This is a genomic window from Ruegeria sp. BHSB196 (genome assembly GCF_059613135.1).
The window spans coordinates 1-20,075 of record NZ_JBXWRY010000050.1 but is presented as its reverse complement, the minus strand read 5'-3'; the positions used below and the strand labels follow the sequence as shown (position 1 = coordinate 20,075).

The 20,075-nt window shown below is 63.3% G+C and carries 24 protein-coding genes; 11 read left to right on the top strand and 13 right to left on the bottom strand.

Annotation, left to right across the window (positions count from 1 at the left end; translation table 11 throughout):
- The first annotated feature begins 7 nt into the window (after nt 1-7).
- A complete protein-coding gene (locus tag AC2FNJ_RS17875) occupies nt 8-433 on the top strand; it encodes a MarR family winged helix-turn-helix transcriptional regulator (RefSeq protein WP_496766141.1) in 426 nt (141 codons plus the stop codon).
- Between the two features lies 1 nt (nt 434).
- On the opposite strand, the gene AC2FNJ_RS17870 is transcribed toward AC2FNJ_RS17875, so the two are convergent.
- Nucleotides 435-1,601: an amidohydrolase family protein gene (locus AC2FNJ_RS17870; protein ID WP_496766140.1), complete on the bottom strand. Its 1,167-nt coding sequence runs from the start codon at nt 1,599-1,601 to the stop codon at nt 435-437.
- 206 nt (nt 1,602-1,807) lie between these two features.
- Between AC2FNJ_RS17870 and AC2FNJ_RS17865 the strand changes: the two genes are divergently transcribed.
- Nucleotides 1,808-2,059 (top strand): hypothetical protein, encoded by a 252-nt coding sequence (locus AC2FNJ_RS17865; protein WP_496766138.1) that lies wholly within the window; start codon nt 1,808-1,810, stop codon nt 2,057-2,059.
- A 6-nt stretch (nt 2,060-2,065) separates the two neighbouring features.
- Here AC2FNJ_RS17865 and ychF read toward each other — a convergent pair whose 3' ends face one another.
- On the bottom strand, nt 2,066-3,163 hold the full coding sequence (ychF, locus tag AC2FNJ_RS17860) for a redox-regulated ATPase YchF (RefSeq protein WP_496766137.1): 1,098 nt from the start codon (nt 3,161-3,163) through the stop codon (nt 2,066-2,068).
- 200 nt (nt 3,164-3,363) lie between these two features.
- Between ychF and AC2FNJ_RS17855 the strand changes: the two genes are divergently transcribed.
- Nucleotides 3,364-3,849: an acyloxyacyl hydrolase gene (locus tag AC2FNJ_RS17855; protein WP_496766135.1), complete on the top strand. Its 486-nt coding sequence runs from the start codon at nt 3,364-3,366 to the stop codon at nt 3,847-3,849.
- Between the two features lie 79 nt (nt 3,850-3,928).
- Nucleotides 3,929-4,720: a tryptophan synthase subunit alpha gene (gene trpA / locus AC2FNJ_RS17850; RefSeq protein WP_496766133.1), complete on the top strand. Its 792-nt coding sequence runs from the start codon at nt 3,929-3,931 to the stop codon at nt 4,718-4,720.
- Here the strand turns inward: trpA and AC2FNJ_RS17845 are convergent.
- Nucleotides 4,717-5,181 (bottom strand): MarR family winged helix-turn-helix transcriptional regulator, encoded by a 465-nt coding sequence (locus tag AC2FNJ_RS17845; protein ID WP_496766131.1) that lies wholly within the window; start codon nt 5,179-5,181, stop codon nt 4,717-4,719. The two genes, trpA and AC2FNJ_RS17845, sit on opposite strands and share 4 nt — an antisense overlap.
- Nucleotides 5,178-6,329 carry an Acg family FMN-binding oxidoreductase gene (locus AC2FNJ_RS17840; RefSeq protein ID WP_496766129.1) on the bottom strand — a complete coding sequence of 384 codons (1,152 nt, stop codon included), beginning with the start codon at nt 6,327-6,329 and terminating at the stop codon, nt 5,178-5,180. The genes AC2FNJ_RS17845 and AC2FNJ_RS17840 overlap by 4 nt, the downstream gene beginning before the upstream one ends.
- 139 nt (nt 6,330-6,468) lie before the next feature.
- On the opposite strand from AC2FNJ_RS17840, the gene AC2FNJ_RS17835 reads away from it, so the two are divergent.
- From AC2FNJ_RS17835 to AC2FNJ_RS17810, 6 genes are all read left to right on the top strand, one after another.
- On the top strand, nt 6,469-7,635 hold the full coding sequence (locus tag AC2FNJ_RS17835) for an alpha-hydroxy acid oxidase (RefSeq protein WP_496766128.1): 1,167 nt from the start codon (nt 6,469-6,471) through the stop codon (nt 7,633-7,635).
- Nucleotides 7,636-7,746: 111 nt separating this feature from the next.
- The gene (locus AC2FNJ_RS17830; protein WP_496766127.1) at nt 7,747-8,325 is read left to right on the top strand and encodes a hypothetical protein; all 579 of its coding nucleotides are present in this window, start codon (nt 7,747-7,749) and stop codon (nt 8,323-8,325) included.
- Nucleotides 8,326-8,463: 138 nt separating this feature from the next.
- A complete protein-coding gene (locus AC2FNJ_RS17825; RefSeq protein ID WP_496766126.1) occupies nt 8,464-9,126 on the top strand; it encodes a 50S ribosomal protein L25/general stress protein Ctc in 663 nt (220 codons plus the stop codon).
- A 290-nt stretch (nt 9,127-9,416) separates the two neighbouring features.
- Nucleotides 9,417-10,106 (top strand): aminoacyl-tRNA hydrolase, encoded by a 690-nt coding sequence (pth, locus tag AC2FNJ_RS17820; RefSeq protein ID WP_496766125.1) that lies wholly within the window; start codon nt 9,417-9,419, stop codon nt 10,104-10,106.
- Nucleotides 10,107-10,214: 108 nt separating this feature from the next.
- Nucleotides 10,215-11,378 carry a serine hydrolase domain-containing protein gene (locus tag AC2FNJ_RS17815; protein ID WP_496766123.1) on the top strand — a complete coding sequence of 388 codons (1,164 nt, stop codon included), beginning with the start codon at nt 10,215-10,217 and terminating at the stop codon, nt 11,376-11,378.
- Nucleotides 11,379-11,387: 9 nt separating this feature from the next.
- Complete coding sequence (locus AC2FNJ_RS17810) at nt 11,388-11,765, top strand: DUF2237 family protein (RefSeq protein WP_496766121.1); 378 nt, start codon at nt 11,388-11,390, stop codon at nt 11,763-11,765.
- Nucleotides 11,766-11,792: 27 nt separating this feature from the next.
- On the opposite strand, the gene trpB is transcribed toward AC2FNJ_RS17810, so the two are convergent.
- The 6 genes from trpB to rpsA all read right to left on the bottom strand — a co-directional run bounded on the left by trpB (nt 11,793) and on the right by rpsA (nt 16,734).
- Nucleotides 11,793-13,040, bottom strand: a complete 1,248-nt coding sequence (gene trpB / locus AC2FNJ_RS17805) for a tryptophan synthase subunit beta (protein ID WP_496766119.1) — start codon at nt 13,038-13,040, stop codon at nt 11,793-11,795.
- A gap of 67 nt (nt 13,041-13,107) precedes the next feature.
- A complete protein-coding gene (locus tag AC2FNJ_RS17800; protein ID WP_496766117.1) occupies nt 13,108-13,443 on the bottom strand; it encodes a DUF3291 domain-containing protein in 336 nt (111 codons plus the stop codon).
- Between the two features lie 47 nt (nt 13,444-13,490).
- Nucleotides 13,491-14,135, bottom strand: coding sequence for a phosphoribosylanthranilate isomerase (locus AC2FNJ_RS17795; RefSeq protein WP_496766115.1), 645 nt, complete (start codon nt 14,133-14,135; stop codon nt 13,491-13,493).
- Between the two features lie 9 nt (nt 14,136-14,144).
- Nucleotides 14,145-14,495 carry a lipopolysaccharide assembly protein LapA domain-containing protein gene (locus AC2FNJ_RS17790; protein WP_496766155.1) on the bottom strand — a complete coding sequence of 117 codons (351 nt, stop codon included), beginning with the start codon at nt 14,493-14,495 and terminating at the stop codon, nt 14,145-14,147.
- A 7-nt stretch (nt 14,496-14,502) separates the two neighbouring features.
- Entirely contained in the window at nt 14,503-14,787 is a 285-nt protein-coding gene (gene ihfB, locus AC2FNJ_RS17785; protein WP_496766113.1) for an integration host factor subunit beta, read from the bottom strand.
- A 270-nt stretch (nt 14,788-15,057) separates the two neighbouring features.
- Nucleotides 15,058-16,734 carry a 30S ribosomal protein S1 gene (gene rpsA / locus AC2FNJ_RS17780; protein ID WP_496766112.1) on the bottom strand — a complete coding sequence of 559 codons (1,677 nt, stop codon included), beginning with the start codon at nt 16,732-16,734 and terminating at the stop codon, nt 15,058-15,060.
- 302 nt (nt 16,735-17,036) lie between these two features.
- Here rpsA and AC2FNJ_RS17775 point away from each other — a divergent pair, with 302 nt between their 5' ends.
- Entirely contained in the window at nt 17,037-18,512 is a 1,476-nt protein-coding gene (locus AC2FNJ_RS17775) for a sulfatase family protein (RefSeq protein ID WP_496766111.1), read from the top strand.
- Nucleotide 18,513: 1 nt separating this feature from the next.
- Here the strand turns inward: AC2FNJ_RS17775 and AC2FNJ_RS17770 are convergent, their stop codons facing one another.
- The 3 genes from AC2FNJ_RS17770 to AC2FNJ_RS17760 all read right to left on the bottom strand — a co-directional run.
- Nucleotides 18,514-19,029 (bottom strand): hypothetical protein, encoded by a 516-nt coding sequence (locus tag AC2FNJ_RS17770; protein ID WP_496766110.1) that lies wholly within the window; start codon nt 19,027-19,029, stop codon nt 18,514-18,516.
- Nucleotides 19,030-19,143: 114 nt separating this feature from the next.
- A complete protein-coding gene (locus AC2FNJ_RS17765) occupies nt 19,144-19,755 on the bottom strand; it encodes a (d)CMP kinase (protein ID WP_496766109.1) in 612 nt (203 codons plus the stop codon).
- A partial coding sequence (locus AC2FNJ_RS17760) for a carboxyvinyltransferase (RefSeq protein ID WP_496766108.1) occupies nt 19,752-20,075 on the bottom strand: 324 nt, incomplete at its 5' end. The genes AC2FNJ_RS17765 and AC2FNJ_RS17760, both read right to left, overlap by 4 nt.

The window sequence follows — 20,075 nt, the reverse complement described above, 5'->3', positions numbered from 1 at the left end:
AAACGCAATGGCCGCAAACGACACGCCATATGTTCTGGACGATCAGGTCGGCTATCTGCTGCGTCTGGCGAGTCAGCGACATGCCGCGATCTTTCAGGCCCACACGCTTCAGGGCCTGACGGCCACGCAATTCGCGGCGCTGGTGCGCATATCCGAGCAGGGCAAGTGCTCGCAGAACCGTCTGGGGCGGCTGGCGGCAATGGATGTGGCGACCATCAAGGGCGTGGTGGACCGGTTGCGCGAAAAGGGCCTGACCGTGACCGAGCCGGACCCGCAGGACAAGCGCCGCATGTTGATTTCCCTGTCGCCCGCGGGCCGGGAACTGCTGGCGCGGATGCAGGAGGTCGGCCGCAGGATCACCGATGAGACCCTCGCGCCGCTGTCTCCGGCGGAACGGCGCAGCCTGAACCGTCTGTTGCGAAAGATCACCTGAGTCAGGTCACGATTTCCGGCAGCCGGGTAGCCGGCGGCGTGTTGCGGCTGCGTTCCGAGCGGACGATCCCGTCGATGATGGTCATGCCGACACCGGGCAGGTTGCCCAGTTGCACCGATTCCAGAATCGTGGCGCCGGGCGCGTGCTGGGCCTGATCCATCAGCACGAAATCGGCGCAATAGCCGCGTTCGATCAGCCCCGTGTCCAACTCGCGCTGGCGGGCCGTGTTGCCATTGGCAAAGCAAAAGGCGATTTCGGCCGGAACGTCGCCCAGCGATGACAGCATCGCCACCATGCGCAGGATGCCCAGAGGTTGGACGCCTGATCCGGCGGGGCCGTCGGTGCCCAGAATGATCCGGTCCATCTGCCGAAGCTCGCGCGCGGTGTTCAGCGTCAACAGGGCGGCGCGCTCGTTGCCGTTGTGGACGATCTCCAGGCCCGCGGTGCAGTTTTCGCACAGGCAGGTGATCTGGTCGTCGGGCAGCGCCGAATGCCCGCCGTTGATGTGGCCGATCACGTCGGTGCCGGTTTCCAGAACCATGTCCGCGTCGATCAGGCCGGAACCGGGAATCGACGGGCCGCCCGTGTGGATGGTGGACTGCATTCCGTATTTGCGCGCCCATTCCACCATTTGCCTGGCGGTCTTGCCATCCTTGACGGTTCCCAGGCCGACTTCGCCCAGCAGCTTCACCCCGGCATCGGCCATTTCCTTGAAATCCTGCTCGACCATGCCGTGCTCGATCACCGGCGCGCCGGCATGGACCTTGACCCCGGAGGGGCGGAAATTCTCGTACCAGCGCTGCGCCGCGATCGCCATGGCCTTGAGGCCGACCACGTCCTTGGGCCGGCCCGGCATGTGCACCTCGCCCGCCGAGATCAACGTCGTCACGCCGCCATGCAGGGTCGAGTCGATCCAGTGAAGTTGCTGCTGGCGCGGAGTGTAGTCGCCCACCACCGGATGCACATGACTGTCGATCAGACCGGGGGCCAGGGTCACGCCGTGGGCGTCCACCAGCGTGTCGGCATCTTCGGTGTCAAGGTCGCCCTCGTATCCCCAGTCGGCGATCTTGCCATCGACGGCGATCAGGCAGTCGCCATCGTGGATGGGGTGCTCCATCTTGCCCGACAGGATCAGGCCGATATTCCTGATGACAAGCTTTCCTGACATCGCGCCCTCCCCTGGCGACATGCGGCTGTTCGTTAGCATACCAACAGGTTCGGGTGGTCCGTCAAGCGCGCGGAACGCTCGGCGGGCCGCACCGATCACCGAGGGGTGATCCGAGTTCATTTGCCAATCGCGCGGTCCGGAGAGAGGCTGTGTCCGCCGATGCCGCAATCGGCTGACCGACGACGCCACGAGAACAGGAGGGCGCGATGCTCCACCTCAGGCCGATCCTCGTAACCGCAGTTTTCGCCATCCTGGCGCCGATGACCGCCTCGGCGGAGTCCGGCGAGGGCAAGAAGTCGAAGGAACCCGCCGCCGTCACCAAGCAGAACGATGCCGAGTCCCGGTGGTCGAACTGGCCCAATCTGCCCGAACGGCAGGCTGGCCGTTCCTACAGCAAGCGGACCCGCATCGAAAATGGCGGCCCGGTCGAACGCAATTTCGAATCCGGCCGGCGGTGATGCGCCTCAGGTGTTGAAGAGGAAGTGCATCACATCGCCATCCTTGACGATGTAGCCCTTGCCTTCGGCGCGCATCTTGCCCGCTTCCTTGGCGCCCTGCTCGCCGTTGCAGGCAATGTAGTCGTCATAGGCGATGGTTTCGGCGCGGATGAAGCCCTTTTCGAAATCCCCATGAATGACTCCGGCCGCCCTGGGCGCGGAGGTGCCCTTGCGGATGGTCCAGGCGCGCGCTTCTTTCGGACCGACGGTGAAATAGGTCTCCAGCCTCAGCAGGTCGTATCCCGCCCGGATCAGGCGATCCAGCCCCGGCTCCGAGAGCCCCATTTCCACCAGGAACATCGCCGCCTCATCCGGTTCGAGCAGGCTGATCTCTTCTTCGATCTTGGCCGAGATGATGACATGCGCATTGCCTTCCGCCGCGGCCATGTCCGCGACCGCCCGCGCATAGGCATTGCCTTCGGCGGCATCTTCCTCGGCCACGTTGCAGACGTATAGAACCGGCTTGGTCGTCAACAGTTGCAATCCTTTCCAAGCCTTTGCGTCGTCCTCGGCAACCTCGACCAAGCGCGCCGGCTTGCCGTCTTCCAGCATGGCCTGCGCCGCAGCCAGCAGGCGGTCTTGCTGCTGCGCTTCCTTGTCGTTGCCCTTGAGCTTGCGCACCAGATTGGCGCGGCGTTTCTCGATGCTTTCCAGATCGGCCAGCATCAGCTCTGTCTCGATGGTCTCGGCATCGGCGACCGGATCGACGCGGCCTTCGACGTGGGTCACGTCGCCATCCTCGAAACAGCGCAGCACATGGGCGATCGCGTCCACCTCGCGGATATTGGCCAGGAACTGGTTGCCCAACCCCTCGCCCTTGGAGGCGCCTTTGACCAGCCCGGCAATGTCCACGAAGGTCATCCGCGTCGGGATGACCTGGCGCGACTTGGCGATCGCGGCCAGCTTGTCCAGCCGGTCATCGGGAACCGCCACGTCGCCGACATTGGGTTCGATCGTGCAGAACGGGAAATTGGCCGCCTGCGCCGCCGCGGTTCGGGTCAGCGCGTTGAACAGGGTCGACTTGCCCACATTGGGCAGACCCACGATTCCCATCTTGAAGCCCATGACGCTCTCCTGATGCCATTCGACGGGTGCTTCTAGGCGGGGCGGCCGGATTGCGCAAGCGGGCCGGAACCGGAATTCGAACTGAGTCCGATTCGACACATCACCCAGTGCGCAAAAGATGTTCGCTTGTGAACATTGAACAGCGCGCAGTACGATAACCACTTAGCGTATTGCAAGAAAACCATTCGAGTCAGACGAACATGAAGACGCTGATCACCCTTGTTGCCCTTCTCGCCGGCGCCACCTCGGTGCAGGCGCAGTCCCTGATCTTCGGCGCGGGATACGCCGATTTTTCCGACAGCCGGTCCCTGGACCAGGGCATGATCGCGCTGGAGTACCAGCACAGACCGTTTCATCAGGCGACGCATTTCAGCGCGGGCCTGGGCGGTGCGGTCTCGGTGGACGAAAAGGGCGATGTGCATGTCGGCGTGGGTGTTTACGGGATCTATGACTTTGCCAACCCGTGGTTTGTGGAAGTCAGCGTGATGCCCGGGTTCTTTTCGGAGGCGGACCAGTTGAACGATCTGGGCGGCGAGTTTCAGATTCGAAGTCTGTTTGCGGCGGGCTACCGGTTCGACAATGGCAATCGGTTGTCGCTGGCCATCACCCACAAGTCGAACGCCAGCACCAACGACTTCAATCCCGGCGTCAATGCCGCGCTGATCCGGTTCCACAAGGCTTTCTGAGTGGGTCCGGTCGCGGCGGGATTGATTTTCGGGCAAAGTTTCTGCACATCGGGTCGAAACCCGAATGCAAGGACGCCCGATGACCCGTATCGACACCAAGTTCGCTTCCCTGAAGGCCGAGGGAAAGAAAGCCTTTGTCGCTTACGTGATGGCGGGCGATCCGGACTATGAAACCTCGCTGGACCTGGTCAAGGGCCTGCCGGGCGCCGGGGTCGATGTGATCGAACTGGGCCTGCCCTTCACCGACCCGATGGCGGATGGGCCGACCATCCAGGCCGCGGGTCAGCGCGCGCTCGAAGGCGGAATGACGCTGGACAGGACGCTGGAACTGGCGCGTCGGTTCCGCGAAACCGACGATACGACGCCGATCGTCCTGATGGGGTACTACAATCCGATCTACAACTGCGGGGTCGAGAACTTTCTGGACAAGGCCAAGGCGGCCGGGATCGACGGGCTGATCGTCGTCGATCTGCCGCCGGAAGAGGACGAGGAACTTTGCCTGCCTGCGCAGGCGGCCGGGCTGAATTTCATCCGCCTCGCCACGCCCACGACCGACGATCACCGGCTGCCGCGCGTGCTGCAGAACACCTCCGGCTTCGTCTATTATGTCTCGATCACCGGGATCACCGGCGCGGCCGAGGCACAGGCCGGCGAGGTCGGGCCGGAAGTGGCCCGGATCAAGGCGGCGACCGATCTGCCAGTGATCGTGGGCTTTGGCATAAACACGCCGGAAAAGTCGCGCGCCATCGCAAGCGTCGCGGATGGCGCAGTGGTCGGATCTGCCATCGTCAGCCAGATCGGCAGCGGCAGGCCCGTGGCCGAAGTGCTGGATTTCGTCCGGTCGCTGGCCGACGGGGCGCATTCCGCCTAACGGCCGGGGTCGGCACTCCGGCTTTCGTCCAGGTAGATCCGCAATTCGGTCAGGACCGGCAGGATCTCGGCCAGCCGCGAGATGTCGAATTCGGCGGCGAGCCTTTCGAACTCGGGTTTCATCGCGGCCACGGTCCGCTCACGCAGGTCGCGCCCCTTTGGCGTCAGCCAGACCTGTTTCGAGCGTCCGTCCTTGGGATTGGGGCGCATCTCGACATATCCGCGCTTTTCGAGACCGGCGAGCGTGTTGGTCATCGAGGTCTTGGGCACCTGAAAGGCGCGCGCCATTTCCACCGGCGTGCGCCCGTCCCCGAGGCGGGTCAGATGGTTCAGAACCCCGAAATGCGGCGCGATCAGCCCTTTGGGAAGGTGCTTTTCCAGTATCGTCCGGCTGAGCTGTTCGATGATCCCGATTTCGTTGAAGACCTGAAACAGCCACAGTGACCCGTCTGGAGTGTTCAACCTGTCAGTACCTTGTTCTCTAGCGGCCAGCGCGGGCTCTGCGGAACCTCGGGGCCGTATCCCAACCTGCCCAACATTTGCACGGTTCCGCCATTCGGCGCCAGCCTCTGATGCGCCTCGCGATAGGGGCCGGCCATTTCGGGAAACTCCTGCAACGCCTGACTCATCGGCTGGACGCCCAGACCGAGCGCGGTGGCGGCGAGGTTGAGCCGGACCCAATCCCGGCCAGCGGCGACCTGATCGGCGCGGGTGTTCTCGTCGGTGGTCAGCCAGACATAGGCCATGCCGGTGCGGGCGGTATCGCGCACCATGTCGAGGCCGGACCGAAAGCTCATTCCGTCCCGGTCCATCGCCGCCTCGCGGCTGAACAGCCCCGCAAGCCGCAGCGCGTCCCACATCGGCCCCGAGAAGTCTATTCCGTCCGGATTGGCGTTGACTTCGGCCTTGCCGATCCGGAACAGATCGACGCTTTCCTTGTAGGTGCGCGGGGTTTCGAACTCGATTTCGAAGGCTCTGGCGGTGAGATCTCGCAGCGCCTCCACATCCGCCGCGGTGTTGGACGAGGCAACATGGCTGCCATGCAGGACGGCGCTTTCCAGGTGGCGCAGAGTTTCGGTTGCGACGGGCTTGCCCGTGTCGAAAGGTTCCTTGAGCGACCGGCGATGCAGGATCTGATCGAAGAGCGCCTGTTCCGCGCCTCGGTCGCCGGGTTCGAACCTGGCCACCGCCACGGGACGCGCGTCCAGCGCCGCGCCGGGCTGGCCCTGTGGAAACAGCTCGAACCGAACCGCCCAGCCGTCCTGCGCCGCGGCGATGGCCAACTGCTCCAGAAAACAGCCCAAACCGATCATGATCTGCCTGCTGTGCGGGTCGGTGTGGGGCAACAGACGCCGGGTATCGACATGCAGCGCGACCTGATCCTGGGTTCCCAGATCGACCAGCCAGGGCTGGCGGTTGTGGGGGTTGGGCGCGAGGATCGCATAGCTCAGGGCGCGCTTGCGCGGATCGTCGTACTGACCCGCCACGGCCCAGGGCCGCAGCGCGGCGTCCGGCGTTCGCGTGGTGACAAAGGCGGTCGTCGCCCCTCCGGCGGCAAGGATCACGCCGCCGCCGATCAGGGCGAGGGATTTTCTTCGGCTCAAGGTCATGTTCATCTCCATTGATACGATATGGTACTATATAGTACGATGTCGCATCAAACAAGATGCCGCAGGCCGGAATGTCGGATTGTCAAATCAAACCACAATTGGTAAACAAATCTAACCAAAACTCCGGAGCCGCCCGCAAATGCCTGTCATCACCAATATCGACGACCTCAAGCGCATCTATGAACGCCGTGTGCCGCGCATGTTTTTCGACTATGCGGAAAGCGGCAGTTGGAGCGAACAGACCTTTCGCGAGAACAGTTCGGATTTCGAAAGAATCCGCCTGCGTCAGCGCGTGGCGGTGGACATGTCCGGCCGCTCGACCGCCTCGCAGATGATCGGCGAGGACGTGGCGATGCCGGTGGCGCTGGCCCCGGTGGGCCTGACCGGGATGCAGCACGCGGACGGCGAGATGAAGGCTGCAAAGGCGGCCGAGGAATTCGGGGTTCCGTTCACCCTGTCGACCATGTCGATCAACTCGATCGAAGACGTGGCCGAATACACCTCCAAACCCTTCTGGTTTCAGCTCTACACGATGAAGGACGAGGATTACGTCCGCCGCCTGATCCAGCGGGCCAAGGATGCGGGATGTTCCGCCCTGGTGATCACGCTGGATCTGCAGATTCTCGGCCAGCGACACAAGGATCTGAAGAACGGGCTTTCGGCGCCCCCCAAGCTCACCGCCCGGACCATCGCCAACCTGATGACCAAATGGGCCTGGGGGATCGAGATGCTGGGCGCCAAGCGGCGCGAATTCGGAAATATCGTGGGGCATGTGCAGGGGATATCCGATGCCTCGTCGCTTGGGGCCTGGACAGCCGAGCAGTTCGACCCGAGCCTCGACTGGGGCAAGGTCGAGAAGCTGATGGAACAGTGGGGCGGCAAGGTGATCCTCAAGGGGATTCTGGACGCCGAAGACGCCCGGATGGCGGCCAAGCTGGGCGCGGATGCCATCGTCGTGTCGAACCACGGCGGCCGGCAACTGGACGGCGCGCTGAGTTCGATCCGCATGCTGCCCGAGATCATGGATGCGGTCGGTGGGGATATCGAGGTGCATCTGGACAGCGGCATCCGCTCGGGCCAGGACGTGCTCAAGGCTTTGGCTCTGGGTGCGAAGGGAACCTATATCGGCCGCGCCTTCGTCTATGGCCTGGGGGCGATGGGGCAAAAGGGCGTGACCGCGGCACTGGACGTCATCCACAAGGAACTGGACACCACCATGGCGCTTTGCGGCGAGAAGTCCGTGCGCGATCTCGGCCGTCACAATCTGCTGGTGCCCGAGGATTTCGGAGGGCGCTGGCAGTCGTGACACCCGGGGCGGTGTTTTGACAAACACGCCAATCCGCACGATAGTCGGCCAAAAAACCGAAGGCTGACTGCCCTGCAAGTCTATCTGAAGCAGAACCTCGCGTTTCTCGCCGTGCCCAAGACCGGCACGACCGCCATCGAAGCGACGCTTCGGCGGTACGCCGACATCGTGTTCGCAAATTCCCGCAAACACGTCACGGCGCGGCAGTTTCACCGCCGCATCGCACCGTTTCTGGAAAGCTTTCTCGGGGCCAAGCCCGAACGGGTGGCCGTCATGCGCAACCCGATCGAGCAGATCCGGAGCTGGTACAGATACCGGTCGCGTCTGACGGATGCCGACAATCCGCGGAACGTCAACAAGATGAGCTTTGACGAATTCGTGCTCGGCGTCATCGAACGGCCGCAGCCGGAATTCGCCGACATCGGCAGCCAGTACGAATTCCTGACCCTGCGCAACGGCACCGTGCCGCTGCATCACCTGTTCGACTACGACGAGCACGAGCGCATCCAGTCGTTCTTTGCCGAGCGGTTCGAAGAAACGCTCGAGTTTCCGATCCGGAATGTATCGCCCTTCATTCCGACGCCGCTGTCGCCCGAGGTCGAAAGGCAGCTGCGCCGGGCACGCTCCAGGGAGTTCGAGCTTTTTGATCGTCTCCGGGATGCGGGCGGCTATTTGCGGCCAATGCGGTAAAAACCTGCCCGAATCCTGAAAACACCGGCGAGTGAGGTGCGAATCGGTCTTTTCAAAACCGGAATTCCGCTGTATGGCCTGCGCTTCATGCGGGGTGACAGCCTTGGAGGCACCCTGCCCTAACATTGGAGATATATCATGGCTGGTGAGATTCCTGATCTCGTGGCCCTGGAACGGACGGGGACAGGCAAGGGCGCCGCTCGTCAGGCACGCCGCGACGGCATGGTTCCGGGCATCGTATTCGGTGGCGACAAAGACCCGCTGCCCATCAACATCCCGTTCAACAAGCTTCTGCAGATGCTCAAGGCGGGCCGTTTCAAATCGACGCTGTTCAACCTCAAGGTCGAAGGCCACGAGGATGTCCGGGTGATCTGCCGCGACGTTCAGCGCGATGTGGTCAAGGATCTGCCCACGCACCTGGACCTGATGCGCCTGCGCCGGTCCACCAAGATCAACCTGTTCATCCCGGTCGAATTCGTCAACGAAAGCGACGCGCCCGGCATCAAGAAGGGCGGCGTTCTGACCGTCGTGCGCCCCGAGGTCGAGCTGCTGTGCACCGCCGGCGAGATTCCGGAAAAGATCACCGTCGACCTGACCGGCCTGAACATCAACGATGTCGTCACCATCTCGTCGGTCACGCTGCCGGAAGGCACCAAGCCGACCATCGACCGCGATTTCGTGATCGCGAACATCTCGGCACCGACGGGCCTTGCGGCGGACGAGGACGAGGAAGAAGCCGAAGAGATTTCGCCGGAAGTCGAAATCATCGGCGAAGAGAAAGAGGAAGAAGTCGAAGAGTGATTTCTGCGACGATCGCAAGCTTCCGACGGGGCCCTTTGGGGCCCCGTTGTTTTTTCGGGAAGGAGTCGTTTTTTTTTAACGCCCGCGCTTCGATGCGGCCATTGGCCTCGTTCCAGCCGGTGGCAAGCGGGTGGCTCGCCGGAAACCCTGCGACTCCGACGGACTAAGGCGCAGATCGACCGCCAATGCCCCATCAACACGCACTGCCGCAATGCACGGACCATCTGGTATCTCCGCGCATTTCAGGGCATGAGTGCGGCCCAGCGGACACGGATGTGCGGAGCGCGTGAATGAAGCTGTTTGTCGGACTGGGAAATCCGGGGGCGAAATACGCCCGCAACCGGCACAATATCGGCTTCATGGCCGTGGACCGGATCGCGGGGGATCATGGCTTTGGCCCGTGGCGGTCCAAGTTCCAGGGCGAGATGGCCGAGGGGCGTCTGGGCACCGAAAAGGTGATTCTGCTGAAGCCCATGACCTTCATGAACCGGTCGGGCCAGTCGGTGGGCGAGGCCATGCGGTTCTACAAGCTCGACTCGACCGATGTCACCGTCTTTCACGACGAGCTCGACCTGGCGCCGGGCAAGGTGCGCGTCAAGGCGGGCGGCGGGCATGCCGGCCACAACGGCCTGCGCTCGGTCCATGACCACATCGGCGCAGCGTATGACCGGGTCAGGCTCGGCATCGGCCATCCGGGGCGCAAGGAGCTTGTCTCGGGTTACGTGCTGCACGATTTCGCCAAGGCCGACCAGGACTGGCTGGACGACGTGTTGCGCGGGGTCTCGGACGGCGCGCCCCATCTGGCGACGGGCGATGGCGGCAGGTTCATGAACGCGGTTGCGTTGCGCACGGCCCCGCCAAGGTCGTCAAACACGGCCAAGCCCGCAAGCGACGCGCCCGACTCGGTCGCGCCCACCGCAGAGGCCGACGAGCCCGAAACGCAATCGCCGCTTCAGCGGTTGCTGAACAAGTTCCGATAGGCTCGGCGGTTTGGTGCTGCCCGCGGGCGGCGCCGGCGCATTCCGCAACGTCCCGGTTGTGTCGTGGGGAATTTGGCATTGCTATGCGTCGCAAGGGGAGGATTCGCAATGCGCACATTCGTCAGGTGGCTGGTCCGCATTCTGGTGGCCCTGGTTCTTGCGGCCGTGGTCGTGGGGCTTTGGAAGCGCGAGGAAATCCAGCGGCTGATGGCGGTCAATTCGCTGTTTGCCGAGGACAGAATCGTCGAGAACTTCTCGAACATGGACGCGGCCTTTCTGACCGCCCCGATCCCCCGCGGCGACGGGCCGACCTCGGAGCTGTTTTACGGCGCCGAATACGAGCTGCCTCCCGGCGCCGACGCCTGGATCATTGATCGGGCGGTCACGTCGTTGCTGGTGATCCAGGACGGGAAGGTTCGGTTCGAGGAATATTTTCTGGACACCGGCCCGGACGACCGCCGGATCAGCTGGTCGATTGCAAAAAGCTATCTCTCGGCGCTGTTCGGCATCCTGCTGGCCGAGGGCGCGATCGACTCGATCGATGATCCGGTCACCAAATACGCCCCCAAGCTGATCGGCACCGCCTATGACGGGGCAACCATCCGCAACGTGCTGAACATGGCCAGCGGCGTCACATTCGACGAGGACTATTTCGACCGGAATTCGGACATCAACCGAATGGGCCGCACCGTGGCGCTGGGGGGCACCCTGGACGACTTCACCGCCAGTTTTACCGAGCGGTTCGCCGAGCCGGGGGAAACCTGGCAATACGTCTCCATCGACACCCATGTGATCGGCATGGTGATCCGCGGCGCCACCGGCCGCAGCGTCACCGAACTGATGGCCGAAAAGGTGATCGCACCGCTGGGGCTGGAGCGGGACGGATACTACATAACCGATGGCGAAGGGGTGGCCTTTGTTCTGGGCGGGCTGAATTTCACCACCCGCGATTTCGCCCGATTCGGCCTGATGGTCCTGCAGGACGGCGCCTATGACGGACAACAGGTCGTGCCCGCCGACTGGATCGCGGCCTCGACCGCCCCAACTGCCCCGACCGAGCCCGGTAAGATCGGCTATGGCTATCAATGGTGGATCCCGGTCGGCGCGCATGAGGGGGAGTTTCTGGCCCGCGGTGTCTATGGTCAGTACCTCTATTTCGATCAGTCCCGGGACGTTCTGATCGTCACGACCGGCGCGGATCGCGGATTCCGCGACCAGGGCGTGAACGCCGGCAACATAGAAATGTTCCGCAAGATCGCGCAAAGCCTGTAGACTGGGCCCATGATCAAGGATGACAGCATCAACGTTCTCGGCGGCCGGCTCGAGGCTTGCTCGACCGATCCGATGACCGGGTTCTTCCGTGACGGGGCCTGCAATACCTGCGCCGAGGATCACGGCAGCCACACGGTCTGCGCGGTCATGACCGCCGAATTCCTGGCCTATTCCAAGTATGTCGGAAACGACCTGAGTACGCCGCGGCCCGAGTTCCATTTTCCCGGCCTCAAGCCCGGGGACCGCTGGTGCCTGTGCGCCGCGCGGTTCATGCAGGCCCATGACGAAGGGTGCGCGCCCCGCGTGAATCTCGCCGCCACGCACAAACGGGCGCTTGAGATCGTGCCCCTGGACATCCTGCGCGAACACTCCGAAGCGATCACCTGACCCGGGCGGCGCCGGGGCATTCTGGTGTCAGGTCGCTTGGCGGCCTTCGGTATCGGACATGTCGAAGCCCAGATAGTTGGCGACCGTCTGCACGTCCTTGTCGCCGCGACCACACATGTTCATGCAGATCAGGTGATCCTTCGGCAGGTCCGGGGCGATCTTCATCACATGCGCCAGCGCATGGCTGGGTTCCAGCGCGGGAATGATTCCTTCGGTCGCACAGCACAGCTGAAACGCCTCCAGCGCCTCCTTGTCGGTGATCGAGACATATCGTGCGCGGCCCACCTCGTGCAGCCAGGAATGCTCCGGCCCGATGCCGGGATAGTCGAGCCCGGCCGAGATCGAATACCCTTCCAGAATCTGGCCGTCGTCGTCCTGCAGCAGATAGGTCCGGTTGCCGTGCAGCACGCCCGGACGCCCGCCCGTCAGCGACGCGCAATGTTCCATCTTTTCGTTCACGCCCTTGCCGCCCGCTTCGACGCCGATGATGTTCACCGAAGGATCGTCGAGGAATGGATAGAACAGCCCCATCGCGTTCGAGCCACCGCCGATGGCGGCGATGATGGTGTCGGGCAGGCGGCCCTCGGCCTTCTGCATCTGTTCCTTGGCTTCCTTGCCGATGATCGACTGGAAATCGCGCACCATCGCCGGATAGGGGTGCGGCCCGGCCACGGTGCCGATGCAGTAGAACGTGTCGCGAACGTTTGTGACCCAATCGCGCAGCGCGTCATTCATCGCATCTTTCAGCGTGCCGCGGCCTGAAGTCACCGGAATCACCTCGGCCCCCAGCAAGCGCATGCGGAACACGTTCGGGGCCTGACGCTGAACGTCATGCGCGCCCATATAGACGATGCACTTGAGCCCGAACTTGGCGCAGACGGTGGCGGTGGCCACGCCGTGCTGCCCCGCTCCGGTTTCCGCGATGATCCGGGTCTTGCCCATGCGGCGGGCAAGGATGATCTGACCCAGCACGTTGTTGATCTTGTGCGCGCCGGTGTGGTTCAGTTCGTCGCGCTTCATGTAGATCTTGGCGCCGCCCAGATGTTCGGTCAGGCGCTCGGCAAAATAGAGCGGCGAGGGGCGGCCCACGTAGTGGGTCCACAGATCGTCCATCTCGGCCCAGAAGGTGGGATCGTTCTTGGCCTTTTCGTATTCCTCTTCCAGAGACAGGATCAGCGGCATCAGCGTTTCGCTGACGAAGCGTCCGCCGAAAATTCCGAAACGGCCTTTTTCGTCGGGTCCGGACATGAAGGAATTGAACAGATCGTTGGCCATGGGTATCTCCCTCGTCATGCCCGTCGTTCTTAGGGGGTGACGACGCGATTTGCCATGCCAAAACGCACTATGCCGCGACCGGCGCGTTGGCTTTCCACCGCTGCAGGGCCCGTTCCGCCGTGGGGATCTCGTGGCACGCAAAGTGATGGAAATGATACGTCACGGCCAAACGCCGGGCGGCCAGCATGACGCCGAGATGCGCGCCCGTGTGCGCATAGTTTCGCATCGCCCCGGCGCTTTCCCAAACGCTCAGCGAGAAATACTTGCCATCATGGGGAAAGACCTCGGCGTGCCGGCATGCCGGGTCCGACTGCGCCTGGCGCAAGGCCCGGGATGCCCGCCAAAGGAACTCCGGAGCATTGTACCAGTGCCGAATGGAAACACCACCGATCGCTGCAAGCATGTTTACCTTCTCCTTCCGAGAAGATACGCGCGGCGAGGCCGATCAGATCAACGTGTTGCGGCAATGAACGCCCGGATCAGGTCCGCGCTTTTCCGGCCCGGCGCAGTTTCCACGCCAGACGAGACATCGACCTGCCGTGCGCCGGTCATGCGGATCGCCTCGCCGACATTGTCGGGTGTCAACCCTCCCGCCAGCATCCAGGGCCGCCGCCAGTATTTGCGCCCCGCAAGAAGCCGCCAGTCGAAGGCCAGGCCATTCCCGCCGGGCAGATCCGCGGTCTTCGGCGGCTTGGCGTCGATCAGCAACTGATCCGCCACCTCCGCGTAATGATCGATCTGCGGCAGGTCTTCGGCATCGGCGATGCCGATCGCCTTCATGACCGGCAATCCGAAACGGTCCCGCACCTGGGAAACGCGCCCCGCGTCTTCCTTTCCGTGAAGCTGCAGCATGTCGAGCGGGACCGAAGCGAGGATATGATCGAGATCGTCGTCCGTGGCATTCACGGTCAGCGCCACCTTGGCGACCCCAGCCGGGACAAGTTCGGCCAGTGCCGCCGCTGTTTCGACGCCCAGGTGCCGTGGCGATTTGGGAAAGAACACGAACCCCACATAGCGCGCGCCAGCCTCTGCCGCCGCACGCACTTGGTCCGGCGCGGTCAAACCGCAGATCTTGACGCTTGCGTTTTCGGGCATCGAAAACCCTTAGCCGGTCTCGTCCAGCAAAGCCAGCACTTCGTCCTTGCCCTCGTTCTTCTGCTTCTTGAGCTTCGTGACCTCGCGCTCGAGCTTGCGGACTTCGCGATGCTTTTCGTCGGCCTGCCGGCGATGCTTGTGTTCCCGCAGCCATTCCCAGACAAACCCGATCACCAATCCGGCAACGACACCGCCCAGCACCACCAGAAACAGCGGCAGCGACACCGAGTAGTTGAATCCGAGAAGATCGGCCAGATCGTCGGGCATCAGTTTCAGATCGACCAGACCGCGATTGGCCAGCGACACCGAAACCAGAATGATCCCAAGTGCGGCCAGAAAGGCATAGCGAATGTAACGCATCATCAGTTCAGGCTTTTCCGTTCAGTCGGTCCCGCAGCAGCTTGCCGGTCTTGAAGAACGGCACGTGCTTTTCCTCCACATGCACCGTTTCGCCCGTTCTGGGATTGCGACCAATCCGCGCGTCCCGTTTCTTGACCGAGAAGGCGCCGAACCCGCGCAATTCCACCCGGTCTCCGCGCGCCATGGCGTTGGTCACTTCCTCGAATACGGTATTCACGATCCGCTCCACATCCCGCTGGTATAAGTGTGGGTTCTCGTCGGCGATCTTCTGGATCAGTTCGGAACGGATCATGCGGGTTACCCTCCCAGGCCACAGGATTTTCGCTTCTATTGGGTTGGTAGTATAGAAAAATTCCGTGGTCGGGGGAACGCAGACTCTTTGCGCATTACCCTGATTTTCAGGCTTCTCAAGGCAAAATCCCGCTTGGGAATCGGGATTCGCGCCGATACGCTGTCCGGCCGCAGCTTTGCACCTGCAGAATCGGAACTCATTGATTCGCAACAAAAACGGCTCCGCGCGACAAACACGGAGCCGGATTTTGGTGTCGCTTGGTTCGGGAACTCAGTCGCCCGATTTCAGCGCCGCGCCCAGAATGTCGCCCAGCGAAGCCCCCGAGTCGGACGAGCCGTACTGTTCCACGGCCTCCTTCTCTTCGGCGATCTCGCGCGCCTTGATCGACAGACCCAGACGGCGGGATTTGCTGTCCACATTGGTGACGCGGACATCCACCTTGTCGCCGACCGAGAACCGCTCGGGGCGCTGCTCGGAGCGGTCGCGCGACAGGTCCGAACGGCGGATGAAGGACTTCATGCCCTCGTATTCCACCTCGATGCCGCCATCCTCGATCGCGGTGACTTCGACGGTGATGACCGAGCCGCGCTTTACGCCGCCCACGGCCTCGGCGAACTTGTCGCCGCCCAGCGCCTTGATCGACAGCGAGATACGCTCTTTTTCCACGTCAACTTCCGAAACGACGGCCTGAACGACATCGCCCTTGCGGTAGTTCTGGATGGCATCCTCGCCACGCTCGTCCCAGGATAGGTCGGACAAGTGAACCATGCCGTCGATGTCGCCTTCCAGGCCGATGAACAGACCGAATTCGGTGATGTTCTTGACTTCGCCCTCGACCTGTGTGCCCTCGGGGTGGGTTTCGGCAAAGACTTCCCACGGATTGCGCATGGTCTGCTTGAGGCCCAGAGACACGCGGCGCTTGGCGCCGTCGATCTCCAGAACCATGACGTCGACCTCCTGGCTGGTCGAAACGATCTTGCCAGGGTGGACGTTCTTCTTGGTCCAGGACATTTCCGAGACGTGCACCAGACCTTCGACACCGGGCTCCAGTTCGACGAAGGCGCCGTAGTCGGTGATGTTGGTGACACGGCCCTTGTGGACCGAGCCCAGAGGGTACTTGGCGCCGACCAGATCCCACGGATCTTCCTGCAGCTGCTTCATGCCCAGGCTGATGCGGTGGGTTTCCTTGTTGATCTTGATGACCTGAACCTTGATGGTCTCGCCGATGTTCAGGATCTCGTTGGGGTGGTTCACACGGCGCCACGCCATGTCGGTGACGTGCAACAGGCCGTCAACGCCGCCCAGATCGACGAACGCACCATATTCGGTGATGTTCTTGACCACGCCCTCGACGGTATCGCCCTCGGCCAGCTTGCCGATGACCTCGGCGCGCTGTTCGGCGCGCGATTCTTCCAGGATGGCGCGGCGCGACACCACGATGTTGCCGCGGCGGCGGTCCATCTTCAGAATCTGGAACGGCTGCTTCAGACCCATCAGCGGGCCGGCATCGCGTACCGGACGCACGTCCACCTGGCTACCGGGCAGGAAGGCAACCGCGCCGCCCAGATCGACGGTAAAGCCGCCCTTGACGCGGCCAAAGATTGCGCCTTCGACGCGGGCATCGTCCGCATAGGCTTTTTCCAGGCGGTCCCATGCTTCTTCGCGGCGGGCCATCTCGCGCGAGATGACGGCTTCGCCGCGGGCATTCTCGGCGGCACGCAGGTACACTTCGACCTCGTCGCCGACGGAGATTTCGGGGGTTTCGCCGGGATTTGCGAATTCTTTCAGTTCGACGCGGCCTTCCATCTTGTAACCGACATCGATGATGGCCTGGCCCGCTTCGATCGCGATGACCTTGCCCTTGACGACAGTGCCCTCTTCGGGCGTGTCCATTTCGAAGCTTTCGTTCAGGAGGGCTTCGAATTCCTCCATGGTTGCGTTAGCCATGTGGCGTTGTTTTCCTTTGCACATCGATTTTTCTGGCCGAGCGGTTGTCTCCGCCGGTCTTGGGTTGGTCAGACGACCGATATCCTGCCATAAAACAAAGAGGGCCGGTTCTTGTCCGACCCTGCTCGTCTCGTTGTTTTTGGCTTCAATCGCCTTGTCGACGCAGGCTCTATAGCCAGTTCGCCGCAGCATCGCAAGGGGCGTGCCGACAATCCGTCGTCAGGTCGCAAATGCTCGCGCACATCTCGGCGGCGCGTGCCACAACTCCGACAACCGCCACGAACCGCCAGGAGAGACCGCGCATGACCCGCCACAGCAACTTCCTCGTCCTCATCTCGGACGAACACCGCAAGGACGCCATGGGATGTGCCGGGCATCCGCTGGTCAGGACACCCAATCTCGACGCTCTCGCCGCACGTGGCACCGTGTTCGAGTCGGCCTACACGCCCTCGCCCATGTGCGTGCCAACCCGCGCCGCGCTGGCCACGGGCGACTGGGTACACAGGACCGGGCACTGGGACAGCGCCACGCCCTATTCGGGCACGCCCCGCAGCTGGATGCGTCAGTTGCGCGATTCCGGGCGCGAGGTGGTCTCCATCGGCAAGCTGCATTTCCGCTCGGCCGAGGATGACAACGGTTTCAGCCAGGAGATCCTTCCGATGCACGTGGTCGGCGGGGTTGGCTGGGCCGTGGGCCTGCTGCGCGACGACCCGCCGCAATACACGTCGGCGGCCGAACTCGCAGCGGATGTGGGGGTCGGCTCCAGCACCTATACCGACTATGACCGCGACATCACGGTGGCCGCCCAAACCTGGCTGGGCGATCCGGAGCGCCTGCACCGGCCCTGGGCGGCCTTCGTCTCGCTGGTCAGCCCGCACTATCCCCTCACCTGCCCCGAGGAATGGTTCGCGCTCTACGACCCGGACCGGATGGACCTGCCGGTTGGGTATGGGCAGGGCGTTCCCGACCATGCGGAACTGCGCAACATCGCCGCGTTCTTCAACTACAACGACTATTTCGACGAACGGAAGATGCGCGAAGCCAAGGCCGCCTATTACGGGCTGATCTCGTTCATGGACGATTGCGTCGGGCGCGTCCTTTCGGTGCTGGATCGGACCGGTCAGGCGGAAAACACGGTCGTGGTCTACGTGTCGGACCACGGCGACATGATGGGCGATCAGGGGTTCTGGACCAAGCAGGTGATGTACGAGGCCAGCGCGGGCGTGCCGATGATCGCGGCCGGGCCGGGGATGCCGGCCGGGCATCGGGTGCGGACCTGCACCAACCTGACCGACATCGCGGCCACGGCGCGAGATGTTTGTGACGTGGCAGACGACGCGGACAATGCCGGGCAACCCGGCGTTTCCTTGCGCGCGCTCGCAAATGCGCCCGACGACTTCGACCGAACCGGGTTCAGCGAATACCACGACGGCGGATCCAGGACCGGCACCTTCATGGTCCGCTGGGGGCGTTGGAAATATGTCCACTATGTCGGCCATCCGCCGCAGCTTTTCGACTTGCAGACCGATCCGCAGGAATGCGTCGATCTCGCCGCCGCAAATCCCGAAGACCCGCAGATCCGGGCGGCGCTGGCCGAGGGTGAGAAGCGGCTGCACCAAATCTGCGACCCGGAGGAGGTCAACGCGCGCGCCTTTGCCGATCAGCGGCGGCGCATCGAGGAACTGGGTGGAGAAGCGGCCTGCCGGAGCGCCTATGTCTTCAATCACACGCCGACACCCGGCGAACAGCAGAAATTGCGGGAAGGCCCGGTGTCATAGGTCAGAGGTCCTCGCCCTTCTTCAGCAGTTCGTCGATCAACGCGCGTTGCAGATCGTTGCTGTCTCCGCCGCCGAACTGCATGGCGCCGCCAGTGTAAAGCGTGCCGTAGGTTTTCGCGACATTCACGGTCTGGGCCAGCCCGGAAATGAACTGATCCTTTTCCAGCGGCGACAGAGGATGAATATAGACCGACCACAACGTCCCGCTCGCGATGGCATATCTTGCGTCCAGCGCCGCGTCGAAGTTGGCCTGCATCATGCGCTGCATGTCCTCGCCCGAAATTCCGTCGGCGCTGCGGATCGGGACCATCGCCCGCATCCGGTCGGCGGTGGCGTCGGTGATCACGATGACCGGAACATCCGAGATCGTGAACTCGAACCCCGGACCCGTGGGCCGGGCGTCCGGATCGAGGGCCAGTATGATCCGGCCCAGCTGTTCATAAGTCATCGGAGGTTCCGCGTCCTGCGCGGAACAGATGCTGGCAAGGCTCATGAAGACCAGGGCAAACCGAAACATGGCGTATCTCCCGAAGCTGCTCCGGCAGTCTAGGCCCGGCCGCCGCCGGAAACGATACACAGCTTGGTGAGCACCCCGTCTCGGGTCGAGCGAGCGGCCGAAACGCGATCAGCCTTACAGCGGATATTTCGCCTGAACGTGAGCCACCGCGCGCGCCAGCGCCGCGTCGATGCTCAGGCCCGTCGTGTCGAGCACGATCGCGTCGGCGGCCGGTTTCATCGGGGCGGCGTCCCGTCCTGAATCCCGCGCGTCCCGTTCACGCACATCCGCCAGAACCTGCGCGCGCGTCACCTCGGCCCCCTTTTGGCTGAGTTCGAGGAAACGGCGCTCGGCGCGCACCTCGGGGCTGGCGGTGACATAGAGCTTCACCTCGGCATCGGGACAGATCACCGTTCCGATGTCCCGCCCGTCCAGCACCGCCCCGCCTGCGCGCCGCGCAAAGGCGCGCTGGAAATCGACCAGTGCGGCGCGCACCTCGGGATCGACCGCAATCCGCGAAGCCTCCTGCGCCACGTCGGCCGAGCGCAGGTCTTCCCGCTCAAGATCTCGCGCCGTCAGCGCCTTGGCTGCGGCCACCGGCCGATCGCCGTCCAGCGTACGCCGCGCCACGGCGCGGTACAGCAACCCGGTATCGAGATGGGCAAAGCCGAAATGCCGCGCGACCCCTTTCGAGATCGTCCCCTTGCCCGCTGCGGCCGGGCCGTCAATGGCCACCGTGAAACTCATGCCCGTTCCAGTTTCGCGCCAAGCCCGTTCATCAGCGACTCGAAGATCGGAAACGAGGTGGCGATGGGGCTGCCATCATCGACGGATACGGGACTCCGGGCTGCCATGCCCAGCACCAGGAACGACATCGCGATGCGGTGGTCGAGGAAACTCTCGCACGTGCCGCCACCGGGCACCTGTACGATGCCCAGCCCTTCGACGGCCCACCAGTCTTCGCCTTCCTCGACGCGCACGCCGTTTTTGCGCAATCCCCGCGCCATGGCGTCGATCCGGTCGCTTTCCTTTACCCGCAGTTCCTTGACGCCGCCCATCATCGTGGT